15 protein-coding genes and 1 pseudogene are annotated in these 19,261 nt (G+C 70.5%); 3 read left to right on the forward strand and 13 right to left on the reverse strand.

The window, feature by feature from the left end; translation table 11 throughout:
* Positions 1-4 precede the first annotated feature (4 nt).
* The 4 genes from ACFY1L_RS14740 to ACFY1L_RS14755 all read right to left on the reverse strand — a co-directional run bounded on the left by ACFY1L_RS14740 (position 5) and on the right by ACFY1L_RS14755 (position 5,059).
* Positions 5-2,611 carry a right-handed parallel beta-helix repeat-containing protein gene (locus tag ACFY1L_RS14740; RefSeq protein ID WP_388823211.1) on the reverse strand — a complete coding sequence of 869 codons (2,607 nt, stop codon included), beginning with the start codon at positions 2,609-2,611 and terminating at the stop codon, positions 5-7.
* Between the two features lie 124 nt (positions 2,612-2,735).
* The gene (locus tag ACFY1L_RS14745; protein WP_388823213.1) at positions 2,736-3,362 is read right to left on the reverse strand and encodes a DsbA family protein; all 627 of its coding nucleotides are present in this window, start codon (positions 3,360-3,362) and stop codon (positions 2,736-2,738) included.
* A 55-nt stretch (positions 3,363-3,417) separates the two neighbouring features.
* Positions 3,418-4,011 (reverse strand): TIGR03086 family metal-binding protein, encoded by a 594-nt coding sequence (locus ACFY1L_RS14750; RefSeq protein ID WP_388823215.1) that lies wholly within the window; start codon positions 4,009-4,011, stop codon positions 3,418-3,420.
* A 25-nt stretch (positions 4,012-4,036) separates the two neighbouring features.
* Positions 4,037-5,059 carry a ketopantoate reductase family protein gene (locus ACFY1L_RS14755; RefSeq protein WP_388823217.1) on the reverse strand — a complete coding sequence of 341 codons (1,023 nt, stop codon included), beginning with the start codon at positions 5,057-5,059 and terminating at the stop codon, positions 4,037-4,039.
* An 83-nt stretch (positions 5,060-5,142) separates the two neighbouring features.
* On the opposite strand from ACFY1L_RS14755, the gene ACFY1L_RS14760 reads away from it, so the two are divergent.
* Entirely contained in the window at positions 5,143-6,000 is an 858-nt protein-coding gene (locus ACFY1L_RS14760; protein WP_388823219.1) for a transglutaminase-like domain-containing protein, read from the forward strand.
* Here ACFY1L_RS14760 and ACFY1L_RS14765 read toward each other — a convergent pair.
* Positions 5,987-6,535, reverse strand: a complete 549-nt coding sequence (locus tag ACFY1L_RS14765) for a DUF1697 domain-containing protein (RefSeq protein WP_388823221.1) — start codon at positions 6,533-6,535, stop codon at positions 5,987-5,989. The two genes, ACFY1L_RS14760 and ACFY1L_RS14765, sit on opposite strands and share 14 nt — an antisense overlap.
* A 419-nt stretch (positions 6,536-6,954) precedes the next feature.
* Here ACFY1L_RS14765 and ACFY1L_RS14770 point away from each other — a divergent pair, with 419 nt between their 5' ends.
* Positions 6,955-9,210 (forward strand): MMPL family transporter, encoded by a 2,256-nt coding sequence (locus tag ACFY1L_RS14770; RefSeq protein WP_388823223.1) that lies wholly within the window; start codon positions 6,955-6,957, stop codon positions 9,208-9,210.
* Positions 9,211-9,288: 78 nt separating this feature from the next.
* Here the strand turns inward: ACFY1L_RS14770 and mgt are convergent.
* The 5 genes and pseudogenes from mgt to ACFY1L_RS14795 all read right to left on the reverse strand — a co-directional run bounded on the left by mgt (position 9,289) and on the right by ACFY1L_RS14795 (position 14,657).
* A pseudogene (gene mgt, locus ACFY1L_RS14775) lies at positions 9,289-10,534 on the reverse strand (macrolide-inactivating glycosyltransferase).
* Between the two features lie 4 nt (positions 10,535-10,538).
* Positions 10,539-11,318, reverse strand: coding sequence for an ErmE/ErmH/ErmO/ErmR family 23S rRNA (adenine(2058)-N(6))-methyltransferase (gene erm / locus ACFY1L_RS14780; protein WP_388823225.1), 780 nt, complete (start codon positions 11,316-11,318; stop codon positions 10,539-10,541).
* A gap of 287 nt (positions 11,319-11,605) precedes the next feature.
* Positions 11,606-12,892, reverse strand: coding sequence for an ABC transporter substrate-binding protein (locus tag ACFY1L_RS14785; RefSeq protein ID WP_388823227.1), 1,287 nt, complete (start codon positions 12,890-12,892; stop codon positions 11,606-11,608).
* A complete protein-coding gene (locus ACFY1L_RS14790) occupies positions 12,892-13,725 on the reverse strand; it encodes a carbohydrate ABC transporter permease (protein ID WP_388823229.1) in 834 nt (277 codons plus the stop codon). Before ACFY1L_RS14790 ends, ACFY1L_RS14785 begins: the two co-directional genes overlap by 1 nt.
* On the reverse strand, positions 13,722-14,657 hold the full coding sequence (locus ACFY1L_RS14795) for a carbohydrate ABC transporter permease (protein ID WP_388823231.1): 936 nt from the start codon (positions 14,655-14,657) through the stop codon (positions 13,722-13,724). Before ACFY1L_RS14795 ends, ACFY1L_RS14790 begins: the two co-directional genes overlap by 4 nt.
* Before the next feature lie 186 nt (positions 14,658-14,843).
* On the opposite strand from ACFY1L_RS14795, the gene ACFY1L_RS14800 reads away from it, so the two are divergent.
* Positions 14,844-15,716, forward strand: a complete 873-nt coding sequence (locus tag ACFY1L_RS14800; protein WP_388823233.1) for a phosphotransferase enzyme family protein — start codon at positions 14,844-14,846, stop codon at positions 15,714-15,716.
* 20 nt (positions 15,717-15,736) lie between these two features.
* Here the strand turns inward: ACFY1L_RS14800 and ACFY1L_RS14805 are convergent, their stop codons facing one another.
* The 3 genes from ACFY1L_RS14805 to ACFY1L_RS14815 form a co-directional block, all read right to left on the reverse strand.
* Positions 15,737-16,462 carry a 3'-5' exonuclease gene (locus ACFY1L_RS14805; RefSeq protein ID WP_388823235.1) on the reverse strand — a complete coding sequence of 242 codons (726 nt, stop codon included), beginning with the start codon at positions 16,460-16,462 and terminating at the stop codon, positions 15,737-15,739.
* Positions 16,463-16,563: 101 nt separating this feature from the next.
* Positions 16,564-17,811: an SAV2148 family HEPN domain-containing protein gene (locus ACFY1L_RS14810; protein ID WP_388823237.1), complete on the reverse strand. Its 1,248-nt coding sequence runs from the start codon at positions 17,809-17,811 to the stop codon at positions 16,564-16,566.
* A 103-nt stretch (positions 17,812-17,914) separates the two neighbouring features.
* Positions 17,915-19,234: a copper amine oxidase gene (locus ACFY1L_RS14815; protein ID WP_388823239.1), complete on the reverse strand. Its 1,320-nt coding sequence runs from the start codon at positions 19,232-19,234 to the stop codon at positions 17,915-17,917.
* Positions 19,235-19,261 lie beyond the last annotated feature (27 nt).

Here is a 19,261-nt window from a genome sequence, read left to right on the forward strand (position 1 = left end):
GTACTCAGGCCCTGGTCGTGGCCGTCACCGTGGCCGCCGGTCCGGTGCCCGCCGCCGTGACCGCGGCGACGGTCACCGTGTACGCGGTGCTGGGTTTCAGGCCGCCGATCACCCGGAACATGCCCTTGGCGGAGGGCTGGGTGACCAGGACGTCCCGGCCGGTGACATCGATCGGGGAGCGCCCGTCGGAGACGGTCACCCGGTAGCCGACGATCTTCGCATCGCCGGTCGCGGTCGGCGGGGTCCAGGCGAGGGTGGCCGCCGTGGATGCCGTGCGCAGCTTGGGGCTTGCGGGTACGGCCGGCAGGACACTCGCGGCGGTGGGCGTCAGCGGCAACGAGGCGAGCGATGCGGCGCTGCTGCCGTGCGCGTTGCTCGCGGTGACCGTCACGGTGAACGGCCCGCCGGACGCCGGCAGTCCGCCCATCCGGACCAGCGCCGTGCGCCTGAACTCGGCGGCGGACACGCCCTGTTGGCCGACCTGCTTGCCGGTCGCGTCGTACGCCCGTGCCGTGTACGACGTCACCGGCGAACCGCCGTCCGCGAAGGTCGGGTTGAAGGTCACGTACAGCGCGTCCGCGCCCGCGGTGCTGGTGCCGACGCGGGACGGCGCCTCGGGTACGGACAGGGCGCCGATCCGGCGGTTGAGCAGACCCTTGTAGGAGGCTTCAAGTCCCGCGTTGTCCAGGATCGCCGACGGTACGTCGGACACCCCCGACATGATCCGGTTCCCGGTCGTCACCAGCCCCTTGTTGTCGCCGTCGGCCGTGCCCTCCTCCCACCAGTTGTCCTTGACGAGGGTCGGGTCGTTGTTGCCGAGGTCGTCGCGGTAGTCGGTGTGGCGGGAGGCGACGTTGGCGTAGGAAGCGTTGTAGAGGACGTTTCCCTCGACGGTCTCGTAGGTGCAGCCGTTGTCGGTGTAGACGTTCTTGCCGAGGCCCCACTGGTCGTGGATGACGTTTCCGGTGACCTTCTCACCGTCGGCCATGGACGTCCCCGTCAACCCCTGGGTGTAGATGCCTCCGCCGTCGTCGAGCATCTGCATGTAGTCGAAGATCAGGTTGTCGCGCACGGTGTTGTCGTGGCTCGGGTTCGGGGTGGCCGCATCGCCGATCTTGTCGGGCCAGCCGCCCCAGCCCATCGAGATCGCGGAGTAGCCGACGTGGTCGATCTGGTTGTGGGCGATGGTGCCGGCCTGGGTGTAACCGTTGAGGACGGCAACGCCGCCGTGGTACTCGCGGGGCAGGCCGTAGAGGTGATTGTTCGTCACCTGGACGCCGGAGGCCGGTGTTCGGCCGTCCACTCCCCCGATCTCCAGACCGTTGCCGGAGATGTCGGTGAAGATGCTGCCGCGGACGGACGAATCCTTGCTCCCCGCGCCCAACTCCAGGCCGGAGGCGCCGAGATGGGCAAAGACGTCGTCGGCGAACTCGATGCGCTGCCCGTACGCGAAGGACACGTTGCCCGGCATCTTCGTCCAGGATGCGAACGGGCACGTCCCGCCCTCGACGTACTGGCACAGGCCCTGGGTCGCCCAGCCCTTGTCGCCGGTGATGGTGTAGCCGGCCTGGATCTCGGAGAAGCCCTCGGGCTGCGAGGGTGTCAGCCAGGTCGCGTAGCTGAACTGGACGCCGCGGAAAGCGATGTCGTGCACGGGCGCGTCCGCCGTGCCCCGGCCGTCGACCAGCTTCTCGGCCGCCGCGGCCTCGATGTCGGCGCGGGCGAGGTCCTCGCCCTTGCGGGGCAGGTAGTAAACGGTTCGCGCGCTCCTGTCGAGGTACCACTCACCGGGCTGGTCGAGGAGTTCGTAGGCGTTTTCGACGTACGTCGCCCTGCCGTTGTTGGTGAGGTGCCCCGGGCCGACCATGCTGACCGTGCGGCCGGGGATGTCCGGGAACTCGACCCGCTTGTTGGAGTTGTCCCAGCAGGGCTGGACCATGGTGATCGTGGTGCCCTCGGCCGAGGCGATGCGGCAGCGCGGCTCGGTCCACTGGCCGAGGCCGTTGCGCTCGATGTTCCACAGGGCCTCGCCGCTGGTGTAGACGAACTCGGCGTCGGAGGGGTGCTTCCAGTGGGCGATGGCGTCGGACGAGGTGGTGTATCCCGTCGCCGTCTGGGTCAGCTCGACCGGCACGGCCCCGCGGGCCCGCTGGGCGCGCACTCCGTCGACGTACAACTGCCGTGTGTCGCTGAGCCCTTGGGGCGCGGGCGCGGACCACAGCCCCTTCCGGCCGGGGGCCTGGTGCCAGCCGACGACCTGGCGACCGCCGCTGACGACGGTGGCGCCGGTGCCCTGCCAGATCACCCGGTGGCCGTTCGTGCCGGAGTCGCGGGCGTCCAGGACGAGCGGGCTCGATTGGCGGTAGGTGCCGGAGGCGAGGTGGACCGTGAGGTCGGACTTCAGGTCGGCGGCCCGTGCGCGGACCAGGTCGCGGGCCCGTTGCAGGGTGCGGACGGGATGTCGTGCGCTGCCGTCGGCGTGGTCGTTTCCGGCGGGTGAGACGTAGAGGTCGGAGGTCGCTGCCTGAGCGGGGGCCGCGAGGCCCGGGACCCCGAGGGCCAGCACGGCGGTGACAAGGGTGACGAGGGCGGCTCTTCGGTGCGTGGGCATGTACCCCTCCCGTGGGATCAGCCTGTACCCAACGCCGGGAAAGGTAGGAGCATTTAGGAGCCCCAGTCAATGAACGGGACAGAAAATGACGGAAGTCGCCTCCCTCTCGTATGGATTCATCGGATCAGTCGAAGCGAAGAGTTCCCGTGCGGGTGCGCTTCAGCTCGAAGAAGTCCGGGTACGTCGCCAACACCCGGAAACTGTCGAAGAGTTCGGCTGCCCGGGCGCCCCGTGGGATCGCCCGCAGCACAGGGCCGAACCACACCGTTCCGTCGACATGGATGGTGGGCGTGCCCACATAGCCGCCGGATTCCGGCTCGACGCCCGCATCGTGGCTACGTCGCACCGCCTCGTCGTACGAAGAGTCGTGCGCTGCGGCCGCGAGGTCGGCCGGGAGGCCCACTTCGGCCAGGGACTCGGCGATCACGGCGGCGAAGTTGTCGGCGGAGTCCGCCTTGCGTTCGTGGATGCGGGTGCCGAACGCGGTGTACAGGTCGCGCAGGACCTTCTCGCCGTGCCGCTCGGCGGCGGCCACGGCGACCCGCACGGGGCCGACCGACTTGTCGACCAACTCCCGGTACCAGTCGGGGAGTTCGTTGCCGACGTTGTGCAGGTAGAGGCTCATCGCGTGGAAGCGGAGGTCGAGCGGGCGTTCGCGTTCGACCTCCAGGAGCCAGCGGGAGGTGATCCAGGCGAAGGGGCAGGCGGGGTCGAACCAGAAGTCGACGCGGGTGGGTGCGGTGTTCGTCATGGCGTCGACGCTAGTGACCGGGTGGTTCAGTGTCCCGGCCCAATATGTGACCCTTCTAGTGGCCCAATTTCGGGTCCCGTCCGCTGGAGGCGAGCGCGCGGTCGAACACGGGCGCATCGTCCGGCACCGGCACCGGGTCGGCGAAGCCGTCGTACTGGCGGTAGAGGTCGCCGTGCTCGTCGACCACGTGGAGGACGAAGCGGGCCGCGTCGTCCGAGATGCGGAACTTCTGGCCGGTGGCGGTGGCGACGTCCCAGCCGTGCACGGCCATCTCCTTGATGACCATCGAGGCGATCTGGGCGGCGGGCATCTTCGCCATGCCGAGGTCCACCTCGCCCTCCCACGCCGCGGGATCGGCCCAGGCCGCGACGGCGCGGTCCAGCTGGGCGGCGTAGTCCGCGGGCCAGTCGGGGTCGGCGGTGAAGTCGCGGGCGGTGAGCTCCTCGGGGAGCTGCTTGCGCAGGGCGCGGTGCTCCAGACCGTGGGAGGTGTAGAGGACCCAGTGGTTGACCAGGGCGCGGACGTCCCAGTCGGTGCAGTGGGTGGAGTCGCCGAGCCGGTCCGCCGGGACGCCGCGCGCCACGCGGGCCGCCTCGGCGGCACACTCGGTCATGTACGTGTGCAGGTGCTTCGGGTCGTCGTACGTCATGCACCCCACGCTAGGAAGAGCCCGCTCAGGACTCTTGAACAAACGCGACAGCCTCGTCGGCGAGGCGGACGAGGTCCTCGACCGGCATCGAGCCCGGGGCCCGGCGCTCCCGCGCGAAGGTGTTGGCGAGGTGCTGGAGCAGGGCGTTCAGCGGGGTCGGTACACCGTGCAGGCGGCCCAGCAGGGCGATCTCGCCGTTGAGGTAGTCGGCCTCGATGTTGCCGGTGCCGCGGGTGAGGGACTGCCAGGAGGAGCCGCCGCCGCGCGGGGCGCCGTCGAGGGGGACGAGGTCGACCTTGTGGCCGCGCAGCGCCCGCTGCTCGTCGACGCTCGCGTACGCGATGCCGGCGGCGTCGAGCACGGCCTCGCCCTCGGCGCGCACCCTCCGGTACAGCTCCCCGGCCTTGTCGCCGGCGATCGGCCCGGAGACGGCCTCCAGCGCGTTGCCGAGGTTGGACAGCAGTTTGGCGTACTGCCAGCGCGCCACGTCGGGCACGACCGGCGCCTCGAAGTGCGACTTCTCCAGGTCGGCCGAGACCAGCCGGGCGGTCTCGTCGGTGCCGCGGGGATGGCGGCCGAGGTGGAGCATGCCGGTGAGGGGGGCGCCGCACGCTGAGATGGAGCCGGGTTCGACGAAGGTCGAGGGCAGCCAGACGCAGACGCCGTACACATGCCGGAAGACACGCAGGGCCAGGCGCTGGCCCTCCACGCCGTTCTGGGCGCAGAACAGCGGCAGCCGCTCGGCCGCGGTGCCGCCGCCCGCGACCGGCGCCGGGCCCCAGGCCTGCAGGGCGGTCACCGTGTCCTGCGTCTTGACGGCGAGGACGAGCACGTCGTCGGCCCTGAGCTCGCCGAGTTCCTCGGGTCCGTCGACCGTGGGCAGCCGATACGTGTACTCGCCGTCCGGCACCCTGAGCCGCAGCCCGCCGTCCCGCAGCGCCGCGTGGTGCGCACCCCGCGCAACCAGAACCACGTCGTGCCCCGCCCCCGCGAGCCGCCCGCCGATCGAACCGCCGACGGCTCCTGCTCCGATGATGATGTAGCGCATGGGAGGAGCCTCGCACAGGCGTGTGTACGTTGCATGAAGCACCGGGTTGACCTTGCCCCTGGGGCAGGGTCGAGGGTCCCGGCATGGACAGCATCAGTTACCTGAAGCAGACGCCGTACAGCGAGCCGGGGGTCCTGGACATCGGGGAATTGCCACGCGATCCCGGCGAACTCGCCGTTCTGGTACGACACTTGATCATTCATCGGGGCGAGGGGGAACGCCTCGGACACGAGATCCCGCCAGAACGGCTGCACCACGACGCCGAGTCGCGGTATGTCAGCGAGATCCTGCGGATCCTGCGCGAGCGCTCGGACCGGCCGCTGACCGAACCCCGCGCGTACCAGGACCGTTTCGTGGGCACCTGCCGGGACTTCGCGCTGCTGCACGTCTCGCTGTTGCGGGCGACGGGCACGCCGGCCCGGGTGCGCGGCGGGTTCGCGACGTACTTCGTCGACGGCTTCCACGAGGACCACTGGGTCACCGAGTACCGGCTGCCGGACGGGAGTTGGCGGCTGGCAGACCCGCAGGTGCTGCACCCCGGCTACGGCCTGGACTTCGATCCGCTGGACGTGCCGCGAGACCGGTTCGTGGTGTCCGGTGACGCCTGGCGGGCCGTGCGGAGCGGGGCGGCCGATCCGGAGACGTTCGGGCTGCCGTGGGACGAGAGCCTGCGGGGAACCTGGTTCGTCCGGCACAGTCTCGTGCTCGACCTGGCCTGCCGGAACGGCGTCGAGACACTGCCGTGGGACGGCTGGCCTCCGCTGGCCGGTGTCGAGAAGGACGACACCGTGTCCGCCGACGACCTCGGCCTCCTCGACGCCCTCGCCGCCGCCACCGAGGAGGAGGCCCACCTCCTGTCCGAGGACCCCCGGCTGGCCCCGCCCCGTGAGATCGTCTCCCTGGCGCCGTACCTCGGCCTCCGCACGGTCACTCTGCCGTGAGCTCCACCAGCTTCACCACGGTGTTCCAGTTGCGGGTCGTGGCGAGCAGTCCCTTGTTGATGCGGGGCTTGGCGAGATGCTCGGCGAGCTTGGAGCGGCCCAGGCCGTCCGGGGCGTACAGGTAGAGCGCGCGGTCGCCGAGGCGGAACTCCTCGGGGAGGTAGGCCTTCCGGTCGATCTCGGCGAAGCGATCCGCGTCGACCGGTGCGGAGAAGTACGTGACGTGGAGCTGCTTGGCCTCGAGGTCGACGGCCGGGAAAGGGCACGCCTCCACGATCGCCGCCAGATACGCGTGGTCGCGCACGATCACGTCGACGGCGAAGCCGAAGTGCTCCTGGATCGCCTGCGCGAGCTCGGCGGCCAGGGACTCCTCGTCGCCGTGGCCGGACGCGAAGACGGCCTGACCGCTCTGCAGATGGGTGCGTACGCCGTCGTGGCCGAGGCCCTCCATGAGCTGCCGCAGCTCGGCCATCGGGACCTTCTTCCTGCCGCCCACGTTGATCCCGCGCAGCAGTGCCGCATACGTCGTCGTCATGGCGCACACCCTAAGGCGGCCGTCGTGCCCCGTGGGGGTGGGCACGACGGCCGTGTCCGCGCGGGCGGACTGCGCGAAACTCTCGTCGAACCACGGGCCCGGATCAACACCTACACGCACCTGTGACTTGTTCAACAAGGTTTCGTAATAACAAAGCCGGAGCGATGCCGACGGACCGGACACGGCCCGGACACGACCTGGCGCAGGGTCGGCCACCCTGATCACTACCGCCCGGTAGCCCGGATAGATGTAAGGGGCCGTCGTCCTCCCCAGCGGTGAGACGGCCGGGTCCAACGGGATGAGTCCGAGCCACCGCACCTCACCGGGCAGCACGACGAGATGGCCTTATGCCGCCCATACCGTCGAAGCGAAAGGTGGCGGCAGGGGGCTGTCACCGGACTCAAGGGGGCAAGCCCATCATGGGGAACGGAGATTCGCGGGTGCGGGGCATAGCCGCCCGGGCCGGCGGCTGGAGCGCCCGGCACCGATGGGCTGCCGTCGGCATCTGGGTGCTGTTCGTCGTCCTGGCGATGGGGCTCGGTTCGGCCGCCGGCCGGGTCGACCTCAAGGACAGCGACCAGCTCAAGGGCGAGACGCACACCGCCGCCAAGATCATCGAGGACGCCGGGATCGAGGAACCGGCGGGCGAGACGGTCCTGATCCAGGCGAAGGACGGCAGCCTGAAGGCCACGGACGCCGAGTTCAAGGCCGCCGTCGGCGCGGTCGTCAAGGCCGTCGACGGGACCGGCAAGGTCACCGACGTGAAGTCGCCGTACGCCACGGACACCATCTCCAAGGACGGGCGCAGCGCGCTGGTGCAGTTCGACATGCGCGGCGACGCGGAGACCGCGGGCGACCGCGTGGAGCCCGTGCTGAAGGCCGTCGACGGGGTGCAGAAGGACCACGGGACGCTGCGGATCGAGGAGATCGGCAGCGCCAGCATGCAGAAGACGTTCGACGACGCGTTCGGGGACGACTTCAAGAAGGCCGAGCTCTCCGCGGTGCCGGTGGCCCTCGGCATTCTGCTCATCGCCTTCGGCGCGCTGGTGGCGGCGCTGCTGCCGGTGGCGCTGGCGATCACCGCGATCATGGCGACGATGGGTCTGATCGGCATCGTCAGCCATGTACAGCCGATGACCGACACCGCCAACTCCGTGATGCTGCTGGTCGGTCTGGCCGTCGGCGTCGACTACTGCCTCTTCTACCTGCGCCGCGAGCGCGAGGAGCGCGCCGCCGGACGGGACGCCCAGACGGCCCTCCGGGTCGCCGCCGCGACCAGTGGCCGCGCGATCATCGTCTCGGGTATCACGGTGTGCGTGGCAATGGCAGGCATGCTGTTCACCGGGCTCGCCACGTTCGAGGGGATGGGCCTGGCCTCGCTGATGGTCGTGGCGGTCGCCATGATCGGGTCGGTGACGGTACTGCCCGCGCTGCTGTCGCTGCTGGGCGAGCGGGTGGAGAAGGGACGGATTCCGTTCCTGCGCAAGGCCATGGACCGCCGCGCCGCCCGCACGGGCGGGGAGAGCCGGTTCTGGACCGCGGTCCTGCGCGGCGTGCTCGCCAAGCCTCTCGTCTCGGTCCTCGTCGCGGCCGGTGTACTGCTCGCGATCGCGGCTCCCGCGGTAAGCATGAAGACCCAGAACCTCACGCTGGACCAGGAGTTCGGCGACTCGCTGCCGATCGTGCAGACGTACAACCGCGTCAACGACGCCTTCCCGGGCGGCTCCGAGCCGGCCGAGGTGGTCGTCAAGGCGAAGGACATCAACGCCCCCGAGGTGAAGTCCGCACTCGCCGACTTCAAGGAGCGGGCGATCAGTTCGGGCGCCTCGCGCGGCCCGGTCGAGATCAAACTGCACGACGCGCAGAACATCGCCTACGTCTACGTCCCGCTGGTCGGCGGCTCCGACCTGGACAAGGCGGGCGCCAGCCTGGAGAAGCTGCGCGACGACGTACGCCCCGCCACGCTCGGCAAGGTGGACGGCCTGCAGGCGCCCATCACCGGACAGGTCGCCGGCTCGAAGGACTTCAACGACCAGCTCGGCGGCGCCGTCGTCCCGGTCTTCGCGTTCGTCGTGGTCTTCGCCTTCCTGCTGATGCTCCTGTCGTTCCGCTCGCTGACGGTCGCCATCACGTCGATCGTGCTCAACCTGCTGTCGGTGGGCGCGGCCTACGGCATCCTCGTCGCCGTCTTCCAGCACGGCTGGGGCGCCTCGCTGGTGGGCGCGGAGGGCGTCGGCGCGATCATCACCTGGCTGCCGCTGTTCCTGTTCGTGATCCTGTTCGGGCTGAGCATGGACTACCACGTGTTCGTGGTCTCCCGGATCCGCGAGGCGCGCCTCAGGGGCCGTACGACCAAGGACGCGATCCAGCACGGTGTGGTCACCACGGCGGGTGTCGTCACCAGCGCCGCGGTCATCATGGTCGCCGTGTTCGCGATCTTCGGCACGCTGTCCATGCAGTCCATGAAGCAGATGGGCGTCGGCCTCGCGGCCGCGGTGCTCATCGACGCGACGATCATCCGGGGCGTGCTGCTCCCGGCGGTCATGGCACTGCTCGGCGAGCGCAACTGGTACCTGCCGAAGTGGCTGAACCGGCTGCCGGACCTCACACACGACGAGTCGGCGGAGGTCATCACCCACTCAGTGCCTGAGCATGGTGAGCGGCTGAGGGTCTGAACCCTCCTTCGACGGAGGGTCCGAACCCTCCTGTGACGAGGGCCCGTTGGTCTCCCGGGGGAACCAACGGGCCCTCGGTCATGGGCGCTTCCGGTCGAGTTCGGCCTCGATGAGGTCGGCCGCCCTTTGCGTACCGCCCTCCTGGGCCATCTCGGCCTGGATCTCCTTGAGCCGGCGCGCGACTTCAGGATCATCGACCAGGGCGAGGGCGGTCGCCCGCAGGGTCTCTGCGGTGGCCTCGTCCATGGCGAGACGGCGCGCGACACCGAGCCCCTGGAGCATGTCCGCGTTGCCGAACTGATCGACTGCCTGCGGTACGGCGATCATCGGAGTGGCGGTGGCCAGGCCCTCCTGACTGCCGCCCGCTCCCGCATGGGTGACGAACAGGTCGGCCTGCTTGAGGACCGCCAACTGCGGGACCCAGGAACGCACTTCGACGTTCGCCGGTACGTCCCCGAGCTCGGCCGGGTCCACACGCTCGCCGATCTGCAGCACGAGGTGCCAGCCCGGCAGGTCCCCGAAGGCCTTGACGCACTCCCGGTAGAAACCGGGCTGATCGGTGAAGGTCGAGCCCAGCGACACGAGCGCCACCTTCTCGGCCCCGACCGGCCGCTCCCAGTCACCCTGCGCCGTACGGTCGCCCTGACAGGCGCCGACGAAGCTGTACACGCTCTCGTCGACCCGGTCGGCGTTCGGCTGCAGCGCCCTCGGAATCAGGACGATCGACCGGTCCGGCCGTCCCGCGAACGGATCCGGATGCAGGTTGACCCCGTTCTCCTCCAACCAGGCCTGGAAACGGGCGTAGTAGGCCTTTCCGCGCTCGGTGCTCTTCGGCTCCGCCCACATCGGCTCGGCGACTTCCTCCTCATACCCCTCCCAGGCGACAAGGTTCGGCGACAGCGAGATCGCGGGTACGCCCCAGCGGTGGGCGAGGACCCGCGCCGGGTACGCGGTGATGTCGTGCAGGACGAGGTCCGGTACGTCCCCCTCGTAGGCCTCGGCGAGTTGCGGCAGCGCCTGCATCGCGTCGGCGAGGAACACCTCGACGTGATCGAGGAGCGTGCCGCCCCAGGCCCCCGGGTCGGCGCCGGGCCCGGGCAGCGTGGAGTTCCACAGCCTGGGCTCGGCGCCGGTCTCGGCGACCTTCTGCTCGAACACCGGCGGAATCGCGTACGTGACCCGGTGTCCGCGCGCGACGAGCTCGCGGATCACCTCGAGGCTGGGGTTCACATGGCCGTGGGCGGCGATGGAGAACATGGCGATGTGTGCACGACTGGTCATGCCTTCGACGCTAGGCGAGACGATACGTCTCGTGCAACTTGATTACGTCACGCCATCAGCGCCGCGTGCAGCCGCAGCCACTTCCCCGGCGGCACCTCCCCCACGAGCACCCGCGGGTTCAGATCCGCCGCCCGGAACGCCGCGTCCACCCGGCGCCTGGGATGGGCACGCCGCAACGACGCGTGCAGCGAACCGCCGACACCCGAGAAGCCCAGCTCGACCAGGTGCCGCCAGCTCTCATACGCCGCCGGTGCGAGCAGCGGTGTGCGACGCCGCTCGATGCGTACGATCCCGGCGTCGACGCGCGGCATCGGCCTGAACCGCGTCCGCGCCACCCGCCCGACCAGCCGCCACTCGTGCCGGGGCCAGCTGCGCACGGTGACCAGGGTCCAACTCCCGTAGTCCCCCGTGCGTTTGCGGGCGTACTCGAGCTGGGTGAGCAGGGTGGCGTCGGTGAGGGCGGGCGCCCGCAGACACCAGTCGACGATGGCGGCGGTACGGGAGAAGGGCACGTTCCCGGCGACGGAGAAGGGTGTGCGGGGTGGGTGTACGGCGAGGAAGTCCCCGCCGATGACGCGCACATGGGCGGTGCCGGAGAAGCGGCTGCGCAGGACGGGGACGAGCTGTCCGTCGATCTCGTACGCGCGCAGCTCCCGGCAGCGGGGCGCGAGCCGTTCGGTCAACGCGCCCTTTCCTGCGCCGACTTCGAGCAGCAAGGGTGCCCTTCCGCCGTGCGGGACGGCGAGGCGGGCGAGATGTTCGGCGGTGGTGCGGTCGGCGAGGAAGTTCTGCGAGAGCGCACGGGTGGTGTGGGTGGGGCGGGCCATGGCCTGCGGTCCTTGTCTTCCGTGAAGAGGGAAAGGGCAGCCGAAGGCCCCGACCGGAAGACAGGAGGAAGCAGGAGGAAAACGGTGGCGCTGTGCGGCGCTCAGCAGGCGCGGCTCAGCGGATGCGGCTTCCCGGACCGGTCAGGGCACCGGGGCCACGCCGCATCCGGATGGAGTGCGTGGTGCCCCGGCCGTGACCGGAGATGATGATCGCGTTGAAAGCTGCCACGGACGGCACGCTAGGCGGGCGGCAGCTCGCCGGGCAACGGAATATCGGGAACCGCCGGTCAGCGCTGATAGCGGGCGAGCACCAGGTTGCCGTCCTTCTCCAGCCGCCTCTGCAGCTCGACGAGGCCGATCGCCCCGCTGTAGCACTCCTGGAACGCGGGGGTCGCCACCTTGTCCTTCCACTCGGGGTAGCCGCGGACGGACTGCGCGGGCGCCGACCGCAGGTGCTGTGCCAGGGCCGTGCCGGTCGCCCAGCCGTTCTTGGCCGTGTGCAGGGCAGGGTCCTTCAGCGCCTGGGTGCCGGTCGGCAGCATCCAGTCGCCCAGCGCCAGCCGGACCATGTTCTTCGGCCGGAGCAGGAAGTCGACGAACTCGGCGGCCTCCTTCTTGTGCGGGCTGTCCTCGGCGATGGACAGGGTCTGCGGGCTGACGCCCTGGGTGAGCCCGTCGGCGCCGGCCGGGGCGGGCAGCACCTGCCAGTCGAAGCCCTTCGGCGCCTGCTGCACTATCTGCTGGCGGTACGAGAACCCGAGCGGCACCATCGCGTACTTGCCGCCGAAGAAGCCGGGCAGCGTGTCGGAACCGCCGCTGCCCAGGGTGGTGGGCGAGGCGCTGTGGTCGGTGTTCGCCTGGTCGTGGATCGTGCGCGGGACCACCTGGTCGGCGGCCTCGAAACGGATCGTCACCTTGCCGTCCGCGCCCCGGTGGAAGAGCCGGCCGCCCGCCGAGAGGGAGAGGTTGAGCGTGGCGGAGACGGGCTCTTTCAGCGGCCAGGCGACGCCGTACTTCCCCTTGCCGCTCAGCTGCCTGGTCACACGCCGGAACTCCGCCCAGGTCCAGGGCCGTTCGGGCGTCGGGATCCGTACGCCGGACTTCTTCAGCCAGGTGGCGTTGGCGATGAGCACGCGCGGTTCCTGGAGAAAGGGCACGCCGTAGATCCCGTCGCCGAAGGTCGCCGTCTCCCAACTCCGTTGCGGGATGTCGGACTTGAGGCGGTCGGGCAGCAGGTCACGCAGGTCGGCGAGGTAGCCGCCGTAGGCGAAGTCCGCGAGGTCGTCGGAGGCGTCGTGGATGATGTCGGGGGCCTCACCGCCCTCGAAGGAGGTGAGCAGCTGGTCGTGGACGCTGTCCCAACTCCCCTGGACATACTCGACCTTGACGTCCGGATGACTCGCGTTCCACTCCTTCACCAGCTCCTTGTTGGCCTCGACGGACTCCTGCTGCCAGGCCAGGGACTGGAAGCGCAGGGTGATCCGCCCGCTCGCCGAGCCGCTGCCGCCGCTCGTGCAGCCGGCCAGCAGCAGGAGCAGGACGGCCGCGAGGACCACGGTGGCTCTGGTGCGCATCAGTTCTTCACCGCCCCGGTGAGCATGCCGCCCGTGATGCGTCGCTGGATGACCGCGAAGACGACCAGCGAGGGCAGCGTCGCGAGGAACGCGGCCGCCGCCAGCGGGCCCAGGTCCGCGACGCCCTCCGCGCCGATGAAATGGGTGAGCACGACCGGCAGGGTCTGTTTCTCCGGCGTCTTCAGCAGGACGAGCGCGAAGAAGAACTCGTTCCACGCGGTGACGAACGCGAACAGCCCGGTCGCCGCGATCCCCGGCGCGAGCAGCGGCGCCACCACCGAGACGAGCGTGCGGGCCCGGCCGGCCCCGTCGACCGCCGCCGCCTCCTCGACCTCGGCCGGCACCGCCCGCACGTAACCGGCCAGCATCCACAGCGCGAACGGCAGCGCCCACACCACGTACACCAGCATCAGCCCGAACAGCGAGTTGATCAGCCGCAGGTTCTTCAGCACCAGGAACAGCGGGATGATCACCAGGACCAGCGGGAACGCCTGGCTGACGACCACCCACCCGGTCGCCGCCCGCGTCAGTGGCGTGCGGCGGCGGGCCATGACGTAGGCGAGCGGGGTCGCGATCACCACGGCGACGACGGCCGCCCCGGCCGCGGCCAGCAGGGAGTTGCCCGCGGCGTGCAGCAGCGGCTGCTCGTCGAAGGCCTGCCGGAAGTTGTCCAGGGTGGGGTGCCGGGGGATCCAGGTGGGGTGCAGACTGCCCAGCTCCCGCGGCGACTTGAACGCGGTGGACAGCAGCCAGAGGAAGGGAAATGCGAGAAAGACGAGATACGCGAGCAGGGCCGCGTACTGGCCGACCCGGGTTCCGGTCTTTGCCCTCATGCCTCGTCACCTCCCCTCAGCCGGCCGACGAGGAAGACGGCGAGGAGCACCGAGATCACCGCGACCATCACGCAGCCCATCGCCGCCGCGTACCCGAACTGCCCGTACCGGAAGGCCTCTTCGTAGGCGAACAGCATGGGCAGGCGGGTGCGGCCGCCGGGGCCGCCGCTGGTCAGCACGTAGACCAGGGCGAAGGAGTTGAAGTTCCAGATCAGGTTGAGCGCGGTGATGGCGAGGGCGACCGGTCTGAGGGCGGGCCAGGTGACCGTGCGGAAGCGGCGCCAGGCGCCCGCCCCGTCGACCGCGGCCGCCTCGTGCAGTTCGCGCGGGGTGTTCTGCAGTCCGGCGAGCAGGGCGACCGTGGTCTGCGGCATGCCGGCCCAGACGCCGACGACGATCACGGCGGGCAGGGCGGTCCCCAGGCCGCTGAGCCAGTCCCGGCCGTCGCCGAGGCCGAGGTCGTGCAGGGTCTCGTTGAGGACGCCGGCGTCCGGGTTGTAGACGAGCCGCCACATGATGCCGACGACGACCTCGGGCATGGCCCAGGGGATGATCGCCAGGGCGCGGGTCAGCCATCTCAGCCGCAGGTCCTCGTTGAGCAGCAGCGCCAGGCCCAGCGCGAGCAGGAACTGCGGCACGGTCACACCGACCGCCCACACCAGCCCGATCCGGAACGACTCCCAGAACAGCGAATCGTGCAGCAGGTCCTGGAAGTTGAGACCGCCGATCCACCGGGTGGCCTGGGTGCGCCCCGACTGGGCGTCGGTGAAGGCGAGCAGGATGCCGTAGAGCAGCGGTCCGACGCTCAGCAGGAGGATCGGGATCAGCGCGGGCAGCACCAGGAACCAGGCCCCGCGGTCGGGCAACCGCCGGTCACCGGCGGCGCGTGGCACGCGCTGTGCGGACCGCCTCGTCGCGGTCACCAAGGTCACGTATCGGCTCCTTTGCGCGGCTCGTGACGTCCGGACCCGGCGGGCCTCCGTCATGGTCGTGAAGGGGGTGTGCACCGTCAAGACCGTGCGCACACGGTCCGACCTGTGCGAATGCGAGACTGGGCCGGTGGGTGGCGCGATCTCGACGCCGTTCACCGGTGCATACGCGGACATGGGAGGACGGCGATGGACGAGGCACGGGCGCGGGACGTACTGGCCGCGGCGGGAGTACTGCCCGGCCCGGCACGGGACGCGCGGCTCCTCGCCCTGGGCGAGAACGCGGTGTTCGCCGCCGGTGACCTGGTCGTCAAGGTGGGCCGCGACGCCGAACTCCTGGACCGGGCACGCCGCGAGCTGGACATCGCGCTGTGGCTCGCCGAGGCGGGCGTGCCCGCGGTGCGGGCGGCGGAGCCCAAGCCGCTGCTGGTCGAGGGTCACCCGGTGACGGTGTGGCACCGGATGCCGGATGCCGTACGACCGGCCGAGCCCCGGGATTTGGCCGAACTGCTACGGGTCGTCCACGCACTGCCCACTCCCCCTGTCGACGCCTTCGAACTGCCGCCCCGCGAGCTGCTGGGCGGGGTGGAGCGCTGGCTGCGGCTCGCGGGCGACGCGATCGCTCCCGCGGACGCGGCGTATCTGCGCGAGCGGCGCGACGGCTTCTCGGCGGCCGCCGCCGCGCTCACCCCGCATCTGCCGCCCGGTCCCATCCACGGCGACGCGCTGCCCCGCAATGTGCACGTCGGCCCGGACGGTCCGGTCCTGGTCGATCTGGAGACCTTCTCCGCCGACCTGCGCGAGCACGACCTGGTGGTCATGGCCCTCTCCCGCGACCGCTACGGCCTGCCGGCCGAGGCCTACGACGCCTTCACCGAGTCCTACGGCTGGGACGTGCGCGAGTGGGAGGGCTGTTCGGTGCTGCGCGGGGCCCGCGAGACGGCGAGCTGCGCGTGGGTCGCCCAGCACGCACCGACCAACCCCAAGGCCCTGGCCGAGTTCGAACGCCGGGTGGCGTCACTGCGGGACGGGGACGAGTCGGTGCGGTGGTATCCGTTCTGAGGCCGTTGCAGGTACCGGTGTCAGATCACCGGTTCGTCCGCCGGCTCGCGCAGCGGCCACGTGCCGTCGATGACCGCGGTCGTGTCCCCCTTGCCGCGCAGGAACTTCTGGAAGTCCGCCGCCCACTCGGCGTACCACTCGATCTGGCGGCGGTGCAGCTCCGCCGGGCCGAGGGCCGCGATCTTGGGGTGGCGGGCGGCTATCGCGCAGGCCAGGCCGGCCGCCGCGAGGGCGTCGGCGGAGGCGTCGTGGGCGGCTTCGAGCGCGACCCCGTACTCCGTGCAGACCGCTTCGAGGTTGCGCTTGCCGCGGCGGTAGCGGTCGACCCAGCGGTCGATGGTGTACGGGTCGATGACCGGAGCGGGGTCGATGCCGCCCAGTCGCTCACGCAGGGACGGCAGTCCGTACCTGCGCAGTTCGGCGGAGAGCAGGCTCAGGTCGAAGGCCGCGTTGTAGGCGACGACCGGGACGCCCGTCTTCCAGTACGTCACCAGGACGTCCGCGATGGCGTTCGCCACCTCGTCGGCGGGGCGGCCCTCCGCGGCCGCCCGCTCGCTGCTGATCCCGTGCACCGCCACCGCGTCCGCCGGAATCTCCACTCCCGGATCCGCCAGCCACTCCCGGCGCCCTATGGGCTGCCCGCCCCTGACCTCGATCACGGCCCCCGTGACGATGCGCGCCTCGCGCGGATCGGTCCCGGTCGTCTCCAGGTCGAAGCCGATCAGCAGCTCCTGGTGCCAGCCCATGGGCGGCCCCCCTTCTTGGTGGTGCTTTCCCCCAGTGGTCTCCACCTTCCCATGTGCCACTGACAATCCGAGGACCGCGTTCCGCTTACGGCGGGGACGGTTCAGGACACCGGGCGCGAATCCGCCCAAGACGTTTCGAACTCCTCGCGGTATGTGGGGAAGAGTCCACTGTCGACCCCCGGGTCCATGTCGTCCGACTTGACCACCCGGCTCCCGTTGCGCAGGACGAGCACCGGCGCCTCCATGCCGCGCGAGCGGCGCAGATAGGACTGCACGACGGCGACGCCGTCCGAGCCGTCCCCGTCGACCAGGTAGGCGGTGAAGCGCGGGGTGTCGTCGTAGACCTGGATCTCGAAGGCGCCCGGGTCGCGCAGCCGGGACCGCACGCGGCGCATGTGCAGGATGTTCATCTCGACGGAGCGGCTCAACTCGCCGCGTTTCATGCCGAGTTCACGCTCGCGCCGCTTGACCGCGCTGGAGGCCGGGTTGAGGAACAGCAGCCGCACCCGGCAGCCCGCCTCGGCCAGTCGCAGCAGCCGGCGTCCGGAGAAGTTCTGCACGAGCAGGTTGAGGCCGATGCCCACGGCGTCGAGGCGGCGGGCACCGCCGAAGATGTCCTCGGCGGGGAACTGGCGCAGCAGCCGGACCCGGTCGGGGTGTACGGCGACCACGTCGGCGTAGCGGTCGCCGACCAGGTCCTCGACCGCGTCGACGGGCAGTCGGCGTGCGGACGGCACGTCGCCGCCCGCGCCGAGGATGTCGAGCAGCTTCGCCGAGGCCCGCTCGGCCTGGCCCAGGACGGCCTCGGACAGGGCCCGGTTGCGGGAGACGACGTTGCGGGTCACCTCGAGCTCGTCCAGGGCCAGTTCGACGTCGCGGCGGTCGTCTACGTACGGCTCGAAGCACGGCCAGTGCTGCACCATCAGCTCGCGCAGCTGCGGGAGCGTGAGGAAGCTGAGGACGTTGTCGTCGGCCGGGTCGAGCAAGTAGCCCTTGCGGCGGCTCACTTCGCGTACGGCGACCGCCCGCTGCACCCATTCCTGGCCGGCCGGACCGGCCGCGGCGACCACCCAGTCGTCGCCGTGGACGGGTTCGTAGATGGGTCGCAGAACGGCGGCCACGACCGCGCGCAGCCGCTGTTCGACCAGGTTCAGCCAGATGTAGGCCCGGCCGGCTCGCTGCGCGCGCGTACGCACCTCGCGCCAGGCGTCGGCATCCCAGTCCAGCTCCGGCCCTATGGAACTCGTCGCCATGGGCCTGGCCAGGGATACCGTGCCGGGCGGGACGTCTGCGGAGTTCCCCTCGTGACCCTCGTCACCAGGGGGCAACTCCAGCCCTCCCGACCCCACCCGCGCACCGCCTTCCGCTCCCCCGAGCACTCCCCGTGTCAACGATCAAGGAAGGGTACTCCGGGAGCGGTCGGCGGTGCAGCCGGATGGACGGGTCCGTTTCTCAACTATGTGCTTCCCAGTGGCCGTTCTGCCAGGAGAGCTCGTCCGGAGTGAGCGGATTCATAGCGGTGACGTCCCGCGGGGCGATCGCGAAGCCCTGCCAGTGGACCGGCATGGGCTGCTGGTCCTCGTCCCGGGCGATGTGGTGGAAGCCCACGTTCATCCAGACGATCGGGTGCGTGAGGGTCTGGCCGTTCACCCACTTGTCGACCGACTTGCCCGCTCCGGCGGGGCAGTTGCCGGGGTTGTTGCTGGCGAACTGCTCGCACTTGTTGTACTCGGTGAAGTAGACGTCGTGCTTGGTGAAGCTGCGCCCCGGGTACCTGGTGGTGGGTCCGGGGACTATCTCGTACGAGCGCGCGTGGTCGTCCTTGTTCTTGCCGGTCGCGCTGACCACCCGCCACCAGCGGTAGGTCTTGGCGTCGCCGGCGAGTTCCTTGGTGACCTTGGTGCGGGTGGTCTTGTTGGTCGGCGCCTCCTGGCCGTGCGCGGGCGCGCTGACCGCCGAGTCGTACTGCTCGACCTTGGTCTTGGAGGAGCCGTCGAGGCCGAAGTCCAGCCGCCAGAAGACGTTGTGGCTGTGGCTGGTGGCGGAGGCCTTGGCGCCCTTGCCGATGGGCCAGCCGCGGCCGTCGCCGGCGTCGTAGTCCTCCCAGGAGAGGCTTCCGGTGGCGCCGACGTTCATGTTGATCGTGCCGTCGTCCTGGAAGCGCCACTCGGTCATGTACTCGTACCAGCCCACCTGGTTGACCGTGTACACGAGGAGGTCCTTGCCCTGCGCCTGGTAGACCTTGTTCGCAGTGTCGCCCTGCATGCGGTAGGCGTGGCCGCGTGAACGGGTCGTGGTGCACAGGCCGTTGACGTTCGGGTGCGCCGGGTCGATGGCGTCCGGGACCTTGACGGACTTGATGGTGCCGCCGGGGCACTCGCCCGGCGCCAGGTTCACCAGCCCCTGGGCGAAGCCGAAGCCCGTCAGGTCGTCATACTCGACGCTGCCGTCGTCGTAGGGGACGTCGATCTGGGCGAGCCGGGCGCTGTTGAGGACCTTGATCGGGGCGCTCTCGCCCTTGGGCTGGTAGGAAACGTTGTCGAGGACGAGGCCGGCCTTGCTGTCGTAGCGCCAGCACATCCGCCAGGTCGTACCGCTGGAGAGTTTCTGCTCGATCTTGTACGCGGTGCTGCAGTCGGCGGCCGCCGCGCCGGCGGTCTTCGGCTGGGCGGCGGCCGGCCCCGCCCCGGTGGTCGCGCCGGCGGCCAGTGCGGCCACGGACAGACCCACGGCCGCCCGCGTGCGGGCGCGGCTGATTCTGTTGACGCGCATGGAGAGGTGACTCCCTTACAGGAGGAG

The organism is Streptomyces sp. NPDC001663, assembly GCF_042893105.1.
Classification (GTDB): domain Bacteria; phylum Actinomycetota; class Actinomycetes; order Streptomycetales; family Streptomycetaceae; genus Streptomyces.